11 protein-coding genes are annotated in these 12,518 nt (G+C 66.6%); 9 read left to right on the top strand and 2 right to left on the bottom strand.

What is annotated here, in order from left to right; genetic code table 11:
• Nucleotides 1-18 precede the first annotated feature (18 nt).
• The 6 genes from EPN51_RS27130 (at nucleotide 19) to EPN51_RS27105 (ending at nucleotide 6,506) form a co-directional block, all read left to right on the top strand.
• Nucleotides 19-1,335 carry a molybdopterin-dependent oxidoreductase gene (locus tag EPN51_RS27130; protein ID WP_293048963.1) on the top strand — a complete coding sequence of 439 codons (1,317 nt, stop codon included), beginning with the start codon at nucleotides 19-21 and terminating at the stop codon, nucleotides 1,333-1,335.
• Nucleotides 1,328-1,846: a hypothetical protein gene (locus EPN51_RS27125; protein ID WP_293048962.1), complete on the top strand. Its 519-nt coding sequence runs from the start codon at nucleotides 1,328-1,330 to the stop codon at nucleotides 1,844-1,846. Before EPN51_RS27130 ends, EPN51_RS27125 begins: the two co-directional genes overlap by 8 nt.
• Before the next feature lie 72 nt (nucleotides 1,847-1,918).
• Nucleotides 1,919-3,532 (top strand): class I adenylate-forming enzyme family protein, encoded by a 1,614-nt coding sequence (locus tag EPN51_RS27120; RefSeq protein WP_293048961.1) that lies wholly within the window; start codon nucleotides 1,919-1,921, stop codon nucleotides 3,530-3,532.
• The gene (locus EPN51_RS27115; RefSeq protein WP_293048960.1) at nucleotides 3,519-4,292 is read left to right on the top strand and encodes a class II aldolase/adducin family protein; all 774 of its coding nucleotides are present in this window, start codon (nucleotides 3,519-3,521) and stop codon (nucleotides 4,290-4,292) included. Before EPN51_RS27120 ends, EPN51_RS27115 begins: the two co-directional genes overlap by 14 nt.
• A 116-nt stretch (nucleotides 4,293-4,408) precedes the next feature.
• On the top strand, nucleotides 4,409-5,677 hold the full coding sequence (locus EPN51_RS27110) for an amidohydrolase family protein (protein WP_293048959.1): 1,269 nt from the start codon (nucleotides 4,409-4,411) through the stop codon (nucleotides 5,675-5,677).
• A gap of 7 nt (nucleotides 5,678-5,684) precedes the next feature.
• Complete coding sequence (locus tag EPN51_RS27105) at nucleotides 5,685-6,506, top strand: class I SAM-dependent methyltransferase (RefSeq protein WP_293048958.1); 822 nt, start codon at nucleotides 5,685-5,687, stop codon at nucleotides 6,504-6,506.
• 4 nt (nucleotides 6,507-6,510) lie between these two features.
• Here EPN51_RS27105 and EPN51_RS27100 read toward each other — a convergent pair whose 3' ends face one another.
• Entirely contained in the window at nucleotides 6,511-7,530 is a 1,020-nt protein-coding gene (locus tag EPN51_RS27100; RefSeq protein ID WP_293048957.1) for a nitronate monooxygenase, read from the bottom strand.
• Between the two features lie 121 nt (nucleotides 7,531-7,651).
• Here EPN51_RS27100 and EPN51_RS27095 point away from each other — a divergent pair, with 121 nt between their 5' ends.
• The gene (locus EPN51_RS27095; protein WP_293049025.1) at nucleotides 7,652-9,256 is read left to right on the top strand and encodes an arylsulfatase; all 1,605 of its coding nucleotides are present in this window, start codon (nucleotides 7,652-7,654) and stop codon (nucleotides 9,254-9,256) included.
• A 70-nt stretch (nucleotides 9,257-9,326) separates the two neighbouring features.
• On the opposite strand, the gene EPN51_RS27090 is transcribed toward EPN51_RS27095, so the two are convergent.
• On the bottom strand, nucleotides 9,327-9,992 hold the full coding sequence (locus EPN51_RS27090; RefSeq protein WP_293048956.1) for a methyltransferase domain-containing protein: 666 nt from the start codon (nucleotides 9,990-9,992) through the stop codon (nucleotides 9,327-9,329).
• Nucleotides 9,993-10,373: 381 nt separating this feature from the next.
• On the opposite strand from EPN51_RS27090, the gene EPN51_RS27085 reads away from it, so the two are divergent.
• Both EPN51_RS27085 and EPN51_RS27080 read left to right on the top strand, forming a co-directional pair.
• Nucleotides 10,374-11,057, top strand: a complete 684-nt coding sequence (locus tag EPN51_RS27085; protein ID WP_293048955.1) for a TetR family transcriptional regulator C-terminal domain-containing protein — start codon at nucleotides 10,374-10,376, stop codon at nucleotides 11,055-11,057.
• Between the two features lie 249 nt (nucleotides 11,058-11,306).
• The gene (locus EPN51_RS27080) at nucleotides 11,307-12,512 is read left to right on the top strand and encodes a cytochrome P450 (RefSeq protein ID WP_293048954.1); all 1,206 of its coding nucleotides are present in this window, start codon (nucleotides 11,307-11,309) and stop codon (nucleotides 12,510-12,512) included.
• Nucleotides 12,513-12,518 lie beyond the last annotated feature (6 nt).

The raw sequence follows: 12,518 nt of genomic DNA, 5'->3' as shown, positions 1-12,518 counted from the left end.
GGTCGTGGATCATCATCGATGATGCCCCGCATCCGCACACCGGACACCGAAGTCACCGAGGCGCCGACCGATTCGGGCGGCGAAGGCTTTCCGGCGCGGCTGTGGCGCAGCCCGCTGCGGGGACCATGGCTGACGTCGGTATTCGGCTCGGCGCTGTTGGCGACGCTGCCGATCGTCATCCTCACCGGCCTGCTGTCCTACATCGCCTACGGACCGCGATTCGGCCAAGCCATCCCCGGCGACGTCGGTTGGTTGACGTTGCCGACCTTCGACTGGCCCACCAATCCGTCATGGCTGTACCGGCTGACCCAGGGACTCCACGTCGGACTCGGGCTGGTTCTGATCCCCGTGGTGCTCGCCAAGCTGTGGTCGGTGCTACCCCGGCTCTTCGTGTTGCCGCCCGCGCGGTCGATTGCCCAACTGCTGGAACGTGTTTCGCTGCTGATGCTGGTCGGGGGCATCCTGTTCGAGATCGTCACCGGCGTGCTGAACATCCAGTACGACTACATCTTCGGGTTCAGCTTCTACACCGCGCACTATTTCGGCGCATGGGTGTTCATCACGGGATTCGTCATGCATGTGGCGTTCAAGAGCCGGCGCATGTGGTCCGGTCTGCGCTCGATGTCGCTGCGCGATGTACTGGGCACCACACGAGTCGACACCGAGCCGCAGCCCTGGCAGCCAGACGGGCTGGTCGCCGCCGACCCGGGCCCCGCGACGATGAGCCGCCGTGGCGCACTGGCGCTGGTGGGCGGCGGTGCGCTCTTCCTCGCGCTCATCACTGCCGGTCAAACCGTGGGGGGCTACACCCGGCCCGCCGCCCTGCTGCTGCCACGCGGGCGCAGCCGCGGGCACGGGCCCAACGACTTCGAGGTCAACCGCACCGCGACGGCCGCGGACATCTCCCCGGACGACACCGCCGACCGGTGGCGGCTGACCGTCAGCGGCGGCCCACGACCGGCGACCCTGGACCGCGCCGCGCTGCTGGCGATGCCGCAACACACCGCCGTGTTACCGATCGCCTGCGTGGAAGGCTGGTCGACCACCCAAACCTGGAGCGGGGTGCGGTTGGCGGATCTGGCCCGCCTGGCGGGTGTGCCCGCACCGGAGTCGGCGCGGGTGTTGTCGCTGGAACGCTCCGGCGCCTTCGCCCGCGCCACCCTGCAGGGCACTCAGGTGCTGCACCCGGATGCGCTGCTGGCGCTTCGGGTCAACGCCACCGACCTGTCCCCGGACCACGGCTTTCCCGCGCGCATCATCGTGCCCGCGCTGCCGGGCGTGCACAACACCAAATGGGTGGCCGCCATTGACTTCCGGGAGGGTGCACATGCGTAGCGCGGCAGCCGGATTCGCGAGGCTTTACGGATCCCGCCCGCTGCATCTGCTGACGATGATCGCCGGATTCGCGCTGCTGGGCTACGTGGTCGCCACCGTCAAACCCGTCACACCCTGGAACCCCGACGTGTGGTGGCAGTCGATCCTCGTCTGGTTCGGCGCGGCCGTCGTCGCCCACGACCTGGTGTTGTTCCCCGTCTACGCGTGCCTCGACCGATTGCTGTCACGCAGCCGCACGTCATCGCCGGCGCGCGCCCGCCCCCGCTTGCCCGTGCTGAATTACCTGCGGGTGCCGACGCTGGGTGCGGGCCTGACCCTGCTGGTGTTCCTTCCGGGCATCATCGAACAGGGCGCCACCACCTACCGGGCGGCGACCGGTCAGACCCAGGACCCATTTCTGGGTCGATGGCTGCTGTTGACGGGGGCGATGTTCGCCCTCAGCGCCGGAATCTACGCCGCCCGGTCGGCAATGGTGCGTCGGCGCGTGGATCACCCCGCGTTTCGGAAATGATGTCGACGCGGGTCCGCGCGGCGCCGAATCCCTGACGCCGGAGTTCGCGGGTGGCTTTCCTATCATTTGGGAATGAGCGCCGGTGGGCTGGATACCGAGTCGTCGCCGGCATTCTCCGAGGGGGACCCGGCCCGGTTCCGCGCCGCGGGCTGGTGGTGCGATACCACGCTGTCGGACGCGGTGCGTCGTAACGCCGAACAAACACCGGACCGTCCCGCCTATATCGACCATGCCAAGGCATCGCTGAATTGGTATGAATTCGACCGCGCGGCAACTCGTTTGGCCGAAACACTGGCCGGTTACGGCATCCTGCGCGGGAATCGGGTTGCCGTATGGCACGGTGACTCCGCAGCCATCCACGTGCTGTTCGTCGCCATCGAACGGTGCGGTGCGGTGGTCGTGGGCGTGGGCGCGCGGGCCGGCACCCGCGAGGCGGCCGCGATACTGCGCGGCTCCCAGCCGAACGTCCTGATCAGCGATGAACCCCATCGCGGGGCCGCAACCCTGGTGGCGGACGAACTCGGGCTGCCCACACTGCTCCTGAGCCGGACGCTTCGCCTGGATGTCGACGCCGAACCCACGGCGCTCACCATCGACTCCCAACTCGGCCCCGACGACGTTTTCCTGATCAATTCCACCTCCGGGACCACCGGGCTGCCGAAGTGCGTCGTGCACACCCAGAACCGGTGGCACTACTTCCACCAGAAGGCCGTCGCCAACGGGCTGCTGACGCCCGACGACGTATTCCTGCCGGTGATACCCACGCCGTTCGGGTTCGGGCTCTGGACCAGCCACACCACGCCGATCTACCTCGGCGCCACCGCGGTGATCCTGGACCGGTTCACCACCAAAGCGACCTGCGAGGCGATCGCCCAGCACAGCGTCAGCGTATTATGTTGTGTCAGCACACAATTGACTATGTTGATGGCGGACTCGGCCAGCCGCGAACACGACCTGAGTTCGCTGCGTGTGGTCTACACCGGCGGGGAGGCGCTGCCGTATCGGCCCGCGGCGGAGTTCGAAGAACTCACCGGCGCCAAGATCCTGCAGTTCTTCGGCTCGAACGAAACGGGGATGCTCAGCGCGACCACCGTGGAGGACTCGCGTGAACGCCGGCTGCGCACCGGGGGCCGCATCATCCCCGAAATGGCGGTCCGGCTGTTCGACGGGGACCGCGACGTCACGGAAACGGGGCGAGGCCAGCCCGCATGCCGGGGCCCGGCGACCAGCCTCGGTTACCTCGGCGGCACCGACCACGACAAGCTGTTCACCCGCGACGGGTGGATGCGCATGGGCGACATCTGTGACATCGACGCGGACGGCTATCTCCGGGTCACCGGGCGCACCTCCGATTTCATCGTGCGCGGCGGCAAGAACATCAGCGCAAGCCAGGTCGAAGACGCCGTCACCACCCATCCCGCCATCGCGGTGGCGGCCGCGGTCGCCATGCCCGATCCGGTGTTCGGCGAAAAGGTCTGCCTCTACGCCGAACTCACCGACTCCGCCACCATCGACCTTCCCGAGCTCGTCGAACACCTGCTGGGGCTGGGAGTTTCCAAGGAACTGCTGCCCGAGCGACTCATCATTCTCGGCGAGCTGCCCCGATCGTCGGGCGGAAAGATAGCCAAAGGCCGACTTCGCGAGGATATTGGAGCCAGGATGGAGGCTGGTCATGAACGCTCCTAACGCACGCCGTGGCGGGTTGGAAGTCTGGGCGCCGTCGGTGGTTCCGCCGATCGGCGTCGAACTCTCCCACCAGCAGGCGCTTGCCATCGCTTTCCGTCACCTCGCCGGCATCGGGTTCGCCGAGAACATGGCCGGACATATCACCTGGCAGCTCGATGGCCAGACCGACATGTTCGTCAATCCGTGGGGTCTGTGGTGGCGCGAGCTCACCGCTTCCGACATCTGTGTGGTCGATGGCGACGCGCACGTGATCAGCGGTCGCTGGGACGTCACTCCGGCCATCCACATCCACACCGAACTGCACCGTGTCCGCGAGGATGCCCGAGTGGTCATCCACAACCACCCGTACTACGTGTGTGTGCTCGCCGCGCTGGGCAGGCTGCCCGAGCTGGTGCACCAAACCGGTTCGCTGTTCCTCGACGACCTCTGCCTGGTCGAGACGTACGACGGCGAAATCGACAGCCCCACCCGCGCCGCGGATCTCGCGGCCCGCATCGGCGGGGCCAACCTGACCATTCTGGCCAACCACGGCGTCATCGCGACCGGCCGCAACCTCCCCGAAGCCGTCTACCGCGCGGCCTCCATCGAACGGGTATGCAAGCTGGCCTACGACGTCATGCTCACCGGCAAGGAGCCGGTGGCCATGCAGTGGTCGGACATGGCCGGCATGCAACGCTCGCTGATCGAACGGGCCGCCGACGTGTACTGGGCCGGGGCGGCACGCATGACCATCAAGGCCGATTCCGATGTGCTCGGGTGAACCGCATCGTCGAGTGTGCACCCACGGCGGCGACACGCCGACAAACGTCACCGCCACCGCACACTGAAAGCCGTCATGTCACACTGAATGACGCGGCCGCGCAAGGAGATTAACGAGTGAAATCGATCGACGACCTGGCCACCGACCTGAGCTTCACCACGGCCAAAACCGGCGCGCAGCGTTCGGTCACCTTGCTGCCGGATCCACCCCGGGCGCCGCGCCGCTACACGGTGATCTCGGTGGACGATCACATCGTCGAACCCCCGGATACCTTCACCGGTCGCCTGCCCCGAAAGTTCGCCGACCGGGCGCCCAAGGTCATCGATACCGACACCGGGGGACAGACCTGGGTGTATGACGGCCGAGAACTGCCCAACGTCGGGTTCAACGCGGTGGTCGGCCGGCCGGTGGCGGAGTACGGGTTCGAGCCCGTCCGATTCGACGAAATGCGCAGGGGCGCATGGGATATCCATGAGCGTGTCAAGGATATGGATCTCAACGGGATCTACGCCTCGCTCAATTTCCCCTCGTTTCTGCCGGGCTTCGCGGGGCAGCGGCTGCAGCAGGTGACCAGCGACCGCGACCTGGCGCTGGCCTCCGTCCGGGCCTGGAACGACTGGCATTTCGATGTCTGGGCGGGCTCGTATCCCGACCGCATCATTCCCTGCCAATTGCCCTGGCTGCTCGGCCCGGAACTCGGCGCGAAGATGATCTACGAGAACGCCGAACGTGGCTTTCACGCCGTGACGTTCAGCGAGAACCCGGCGATGCTCGGACTGCCGAGCATTCACACCGATCACTGGGATCCGATGATGGCCGCGTGCGCCGAGACCGGCACCGTGGTGAATCTGCACATCGGGTCGTCGGGATCGTCGCCGTCCACCACCGCGGACGCGCCACCGGATGTACAGGGCGTGCTCTTTTTCGCCTATGCCATTTCCGCGGCGGTCGACTGGTTGTATTCGGGACTGCCAAGCAGGTTCCCCGACCTGAAGATCTGTCTGTCCGAAGGCGGAATCGGCTGGGTGGCGGGGCTGCTCGACCGCCTCGACCACATGCTCAGCTACCACGCCATGTATGGCACCTGGCAGGCGCTCGGTGAGCGATTGACCCCCGCCGAGGTGCTGATCCGCAACTTCTGGTTCTGCGCGGTCGAAGACAAGTCCTCGTTCGTGCAGCGCGACCGGATAGGTGTCGACAACATCATGCTCGAAGCCGACTACCCTCATTGCGATTCGACGTGGCCGCACACCCAACAAACCATCCACGAACAGATCGGCGATCTGCCGTCCGACGTCATCCGTAAATTCAGCTGGGAGAACGCATCTCGTTTGTATCGACACCCGGTACCGGCCGGGGTGCAACAGGACCCTGACGCGTTCTGACCCGGCCATGACTGCGACGGACAAGGTCGACTTCACCTCGGTTGCCTGGGGCTCGGTGGAATGGACGAACCTCGTCACGCTGTATCTGCGCGCGTGCGAAAGCCGTTCGCAACGGCCGATTCTGGGGGACAGGGCGGCCGCGGAAGCGGTGGACCGGATCAGCTATGACTTCAAGCGGATGCGCCGCAGTACGATGCCCGCCTCGAACCAGTACCTGGTCGCCTTGCGCGCCAAGAAGTTCGACGACTGGTGTGCCGATTTCCTTGCCCGCCATCGGAACACCGTCGTCCTGCATCTGGGTTGCGGCCTCGACGGCAGAGCGTTCCGGCTCACCCTACCGCCGTCGGTTTCGTGGTTCGACGTCGACCAGCCCAGTGTCATCGGCCTACGACGACGCCTCTACGACGACACCGAGCGGTACCGGATGATCGGCTCGTCGGTGACCGAGCCGCAGTGGCTGGACGAAGTTCCCACCGGGCGTCCCACCCTGGTCGTTGCCGAGGGACTGCTGATGTACCTGCGCGAGGAGGAAGTTCGCCGGCTGCTGCAGCGTTTGATCGACCGATTCCCCGGTGGCGAAATGCATTTCGATACGCTCTCGGCCTTGGCGCCGCTGCTGTCCAAGGTCCTCACCAGAGGCATCATCGCCTGGGGCATCCGGGATGCGCGCCAGGTCGCGGCCTGGCATCCCCGGCTGCGGTTCCTCGAGCAGACGCCCGCGCTGGCCGGCTACGAGCAGATCCCGTCGGCCGCGGTGCGGTTGATCTACCGGGTGACGTGGGCGACGGGCGGGCGCAACTACGACGTGCTCAACCGCTTCGAATACTGAACCGTCACAGATCGGAAGCCAGCCGACGCAGGATGTCGGTCGCGGGCTCGACGGCGGCGTGCCGAAAACCGGTGCCCGCCCACAGGTGTACGAAGTCCGGTTTTCCCGCCGCCGCGGCCGCCTTGCGCAACGGGCTGGTCAGGTGGTGGATGGCGGGATAGCCCGTTGGCGCCTCGGCTTCGTGGGCGTCGATGAACGCGTTGCGCAGGCCGCGGGCCGGGCGGCCGGTGAAGGCCCGGGTCAGCACCGTCTCGGTGTAGGCGGGATTGGCGAGCGCCGCCTGGTGAGTCGCCGACGCGCCGCTTTCGGTGGCGCGCAGCAGCACGGTCCCGACGGCGGCAGCGGCCGCGCCCGCCCGGATCACCTCGGCGACCGCGCCCGGGGTGGCGAGCCCGCCGGTGGCGATCACCGGCAGGGGAACCGTCGCCACGACCTGCTTGACGAGGTCGACGATCGGCACCGGGGTCACTGGCCGCAACGGCGACAGGGTGGCGGAATGCCCGCCGGCGTCCGCGGCCTGCACGGCGAGCATGTCGACCCCGGCGTCGTGTGCCTGCGCCGCCTCGTCGGCCGTGGTCACCGTCTGGACCACGACGCTTCTGACCCGTCGCAACGCCGCGATCACATCGCGCGGCGGAATCCCGAACGTGAACGACACCATCGGAACCGGATCGTCGAGCAGCAGCTCGATTTTTTCGTCGAATCCGTCGTTGTCCTCGATGGGCTGCGGCGGCAACGTCACCCCGAACCGGTCGGCGTCGGCCTGAACGATCGCCGCGTAAGCACGGTAGCGCTGCGGGTCGACCGGCACGGGGTTGGGTGCGAACACGTTGATGCCGAATGGGATCCCCTCGGCGCGAACGGCTTTGATCTCGCCTTCGATGGCCTCCACGGTCTTGTAGCCGGCGGCCAGCATGCCCAGAGCGCCCGCGCGGGTGGCGGCCGACACCATGGCCGGAGTGGTCGGGCCGCCCGACATCGGGGCCGCCACCAGCGGAATGGACATCTCAAACTGCGCCAACATCTCCGTGCCCTTTCGATGTTCCGGTGCCGCGAGCGTCGACAGTGCCTGCCTTGACACTATCGATGTTGCGCCGGTGCGCCAGCATTCCACCGTCGCGACCGACCTGGCAGGATGCATGAGCGTGAAGCGGCCCAATTTCCTCGTGATCGTCGCAGACGACCTCGGATTTTCCGACATCGGCGCATTTGGCGGCGAGATCGAAACGCCCAACCTTGATCGGCTGGCGTACTCCGGGATCCGGCTCACCGATTTCCATTCGGCGCCGGCCTGCTCACCGACCCGGGCCATGCTGCTGACCGGGACCGACCACCACATCGCCGGCATCGGGACGATGCTCGAGGTCGCGTCCCCGGGATTCCGCGGCGCGCCCGGCTATGAGGGCTATCTGAACGATCGGGTCGTCGCGTTGCCCGAACTGTTACGCGACGCCGGATATTCGACGCTGATGTCGGGCAAATGGCATCTGGGGGCCACGATCGAGACTTCGCCGTGGGCGCGCGGTTTCGAGCGCTCGTTCGCCCTGCTGCCCGCCGGCGCCAACCACTACGGAGGGGCGGGGGCGCGCGGATTCTCGCCCGTGCCAACGCTTTACACCGAGGACGACCAATTCGTCACCATTGGCGACGACTTCTACTCGTCGGATTCGTACACCGACACCTTGCTGCGGTACCTGGATGAACGCGCGCCCGACGACGACCGCCCCTTCTTCGCCTATCTGCCGTTCCAGGCGCCGCACTGGCCATTGCAGGCGCCCGACGAATCCATCGCGAAATACCGCGGCCGCTACGACGACGGTCCGGACGCGCTGCGTGCGGAACGCCTGGCGGCGCTCAAGCGGCTCGGCCTGTGCCCGCCCGATGTCGCCGCGCACCCGGTGGTGGCCGACGGTGCCCCGGAGTGGGCCGACATGACCGACGAGCAGCGCGCGCGCTCGGCGCGCAGCATGGAGGTCTACGCCGGGATGGTGGACCGGATGGACCACAACGTCGGGCGGGTGATCGACTACTTGTCGGCGAGCGGTGAACTCGACGACACCGTCGTCATCTTCCTGTCCGACAACGGTGCCGAGGGTGCGATCGTGGAGGCCATGCCGCTGCGCGGTCCGCAAATCGCCGCGCAGATCGAAAAGCATTGCGACAACAGCCTCGACAACCTCGGCCGGCCCACCTCCTTCATCTGGTACGGCCCGCGCTGGGCGCAGGCCGCCACGGCGCCGTCGCGCCTGCACAAGGCCTTCACCACCCAGGGTGGGATCCGCGTGACGGGCTTCGTCACCTGGCCGGGCTTTGCCCGCCAACGGCAGATCGGCACCGCGTTCAGCACCGTCATGGACATCGCACCCACCCTGTTGGAGCTGGCCGGCACCGCGCACCCGGGCACGTCCTACCGCGGCCGCGAGGTGGCGCCCATGCGCGGTCGCTCACTGGTGGAGTATCTGACGGGCGCAGCGGAGACCGTGCACGGCGACGACACCGGAACCGGCTGGGAGCTGTTCGGTCGCCGCGCCATTCGCCAGGGTGACTGGAAGGCGCTGCACCTGCCGGCGCCGTACGGCCCGGGCGACTGGCAGCTCTACGATTTGGCTTCCGACCCCGGCGAGATCGACGACCTGGCCGCTTCGCATCCCGACAAGCTGGCCGAGCTGGTGGCGCTGTGGGATCGCTACGTCGAGGAGACCGGCGTGATCCTCGAACCCATCTCCGTGTTCGACACCGACCTCGGATAGCCGGTTGCCACCTATGCTGGGGCGTTAACGGTCGAGACAACCACCTGCGCGGTTGCAGCCTGCTTCTCGATCACGCGCTGGGTCGAAGGGCCTCAAACAGCTCCACCGAACCACTGTGCCGCGCAACCAAGACTTCGAGTCCCGCATCCCTGAGCCAGCGCTGCACATCACCGGCCTTGGGCGTATTTCCAAAAAAGCCCGCCGCCTGCAACGCCGTCACAAAACGATCCTGGCGCCAGCCGCGACCACGCACACACGTGCTCCCGCGAAGCATCCCACCCGGCTTGAGCACGCGGGCGAGCTCGACTACCGCCGCTTGCGGGTCAGGAAGACAATGCAGACCGTTGAAAGTCAATGCCAGGTCAAAGGTGTTGTCTTGGAAGGGCAGATCTGTGATGTCAGCCTCGGTGAACTCAATCGGGTCGGCCGTGCCCAACTGAGTCGCCCGGCTGCGCGCCCTCCTTAGCATGTCGGCGGAAATGTCGGCGGCCACGTAGCGGCAATCCTGCTCAGGGCGCAAGCCGCGGAAGGCAAAGCCTCCACCGCACGGGATGTCGAGTACATGGGCGCCAGCGGGAGCTTCACCGACACGCTGAACCTCTTCCAGGAGTTCATGTAACGCCAGCCCCCACAATGCCTTTGCGCCCACCGCAGCGACGCTGTCATGCATTACAGCCCTGTTGTACAACGCCGATGCCACCCGAGCGGCACGCCAGCGGTCTGTTACCTGCCCCATCCGCTGACTCTAAACTGGACAACGCTCCGGCGGCAGGGTCGTCCGTTCGTTGTCGTCGGTGTTGAGCGCGAAGGCGCCCAATCGGGGTGCCGTTCCACCAGCGGGTCTAACGCGCCAGTCGTGAGGACTTGCGCGATTCGCGGGCGACGCCGTTTCTCACGCGAATTCGACGGGAAATCATCCGAACACACTCTACTCAAGAATTCGTGGAATCCTCGGAACTCTTGCACCGCAGTTTCTTTCGTGCCCTGCGGCGCGGCCCCCGACGGGAGGTCTGCCGGAGCGGCCGGCGTTACCGGCAGGCGATGCGCCGACGCCTCGAAAGACGCTATCCTTTACCGACACTACGAATATAGAGTAGTGTCGCGGTCCGGAATGACAATGGACAAACGACGAAAGCCTAATCCCGCCGAGCGCCGCCGCGAGCTATGCGATGCGGCGATTCGATTGTTGGCCGATGACGGGGCCAAGGGGCTCAGTCATTTGAAGGTGGACCGCAAGGTGGGCGTGCCGGACGGCACGACCTCCTTCTATTTCCGCACCCGGTCGGCGCTGCTGCGGGCGGTCGCCGAGCGTTCGGCCGAACTCGACCTCGCCGAGCTGCAGGCAATCGCGGACAGCTCCGATGCCGGCGGTACGGCTCCCGCACCCTCGCGGCTGTCGCAGGTCGTCATCCAAGCCGGCAGCGACCCGCAGCTGTACCGGACCAGGGCCCGATACGAGCTGACCATGCAGGCCACCCGCGACCCCGCGCTGGCCGCGATCCTGCAGCAGGCCACCGACGAGTTCACCAAGTTGCACCGGGAAATCCTCGTGCAGCTGATGCCGCACGGCGCGGAGCTGGATCCGGCGGTCGTGGAGGATCTGAGCAACGTCACGCTGACCTTCATCAACGGCCTGCTGCAGCGCTTCGCCCATGGCGACCGGATCGTCGACAGTCCCGAACAGCTCGATGGGGTCCTGTCGGCGATCGCGGCCGGGATCTTGAAGAGTTCGGACAAGGGGCGGCTCACCCAGGCCGGCGGTCTGCGGGTGCTGCGTCGCGGGGCGGCCGGATCCCGATGAGGGCACCGACCGAAGACGGCGCGCGGATCTCTGGCCCTTGCCGGGGCGCCCGCTGTATGGTTCTCTACGAGAATAGAGTGAGCCGACGTTCACGCGTCGTTTCAGCCGAATTTGTGCACATGTCCAGAGTGACGCAATTAAGCGGAGTGTGTAAATTGCCCGGACCGGATCCAGCGTTGCAACGCCGGCAGCGCGAGCCCTGGTGCCGGTAATGCGGGAATCTAAAACTGCAGCGGTAGGAGGGGTTTCGTGACGGCGAGCACCGACAGCCATGTTCGTTTCGATCCATACGATGTCGGGCTGATCGCCGACCCGTATCCGATGTTCGCGCGGTTGCGCGAAGAGGCGCCGCTCTACTACAACGCCGAATTCGACTTCTACGCGGTGAGCCGCTACGCCGATGTCAGCAAGGCGCTCGTGGATCACGAGACCTACAGCTCCGCGCGGGGCGCGATCCTGGAGCTGATCAAGGCCAACCTCGAAATCCCGTCGGGCATGTTGATCTTCGAAGACCCGCCGATTCACGACGTGCACCGCAAACTGCTGTCGCGGATGTTCACCCCGCGCAGGATCGCCGCCCTCGAGCCGATGATCCGCGACTTCTGCGCTCAACTCCTGGATCCGCTGGTGGGCTCGGGCCACTTCGACTTCGTCACCGACCTGGGTGCGCAGATGCCGATGAAGGTCATCAGCATGTTGCTCGGCATCCCCGAAGACGACCAGGAGTACATCCGCGATCGGGGCAACGCCCAGCTGCGCACCGAGGCCGGCAAGCCCATGGACGCCGCCCAGCACGGTCTGTCCGTGGGTGAGCAGTTCGAGGCGTACATCGACTGGCGCGCCGAGCATCCGTCCGACGACATCATGACCGAACTTCTCAACGTCGAGTTCGTCGACGAAACCGGCACCACCCGGCGGCTGTCCCGCGAAGAGATACTCGTCTACCTCAACGTCGTCGCCGGAGCCGGCAACGAAACGACAACGCGGCTGATCGGTTGGTCCGGAAAGGTTCTCGCCGAGCACCCCGACCAGCGCCGCGACCTCGTCGAGAATCCCGCCCTCATCCCGCAGGCCATCGAAGAGCTCTTACGCTACGAGCCACCGGCCCCCCACGTGTCCCGGTATGTGACCCGCGACGTCAGCGTGCACGACCAAACGGTGCCGGAGGGCAGCGTGATGATGATGCTGATCGGATCGGCGTGCCGTGACGAGGCCCAGTTCGGGCCCGACGCAGGCGAATTCAACATCCACCGGGCGGTCCGTCCGCATCTCACCTTCAGCATGGGCACGCACTTCTGCCTGGGCTCGGCGCTGGCGCGCCTGGAGGGCCGCGTCGCCCTGGAAGAGATTCTGAAGCGATTCCCCGAGTGGGAGGTGGACCTGAGCAGGGCCACCCTCAGCCCGACCTCCACGGTGCGGGGCTGGGAGTGCATGCCGGCGCTGGTGTCACGATGACAAGTC

Origin of the sequence: Mycobacterium sp., assembly GCF_004298145.1 — a bacterium.
Lineage (GTDB): Bacteria > Actinomycetota > Actinomycetes > Mycobacteriales > Mycobacteriaceae > Mycobacterium.
This window is presented reverse-complemented; position numbering and strand designations above follow the sequence as displayed.

Coding starts and splice junctions, on each gene's coding strand:
- EPN51_RS27130 (WP_293048963.1), top strand. CDS start 19: ATGATGCCCCGCATCCGCACACCGGACACCGAAGTCACCGAGGCGCCG.
- EPN51_RS27125 (WP_293048962.1), top strand. CDS start 1,328: ATGCGTAGCGCGGCAGCCGGATTCGCGAGGCTTTACGGATCCCGCCCG.
- EPN51_RS27120 (WP_293048961.1), top strand. CDS start 1,919: ATGAGCGCCGGTGGGCTGGATACCGAGTCGTCGCCGGCATTCTCCGAG.
- EPN51_RS27115 (WP_293048960.1), top strand. CDS start 3,519: ATGAACGCTCCTAACGCACGCCGTGGCGGGTTGGAAGTCTGGGCGCCG.
- EPN51_RS27105 (WP_293048958.1), top strand. CDS start 5,685: ATGACTGCGACGGACAAGGTCGACTTCACCTCGGTTGCCTGGGGCTCG.
- EPN51_RS27100 (WP_293048957.1), bottom strand. CDS start 7,530: ATGTTGGCGCAGTTTGAGATGTCCATTCCGCTGGTGGCGGCCCCGATG.
- EPN51_RS27090 (WP_293048956.1), bottom strand. CDS start 9,992: ATGGGGCAGGTAACAGACCGCTGGCGTGCCGCTCGGGTGGCATCGGCG.
- EPN51_RS27085 (WP_293048955.1), top strand. CDS start 10,374: ATGGACAAACGACGAAAGCCTAATCCCGCCGAGCGCCGCCGCGAGCTA.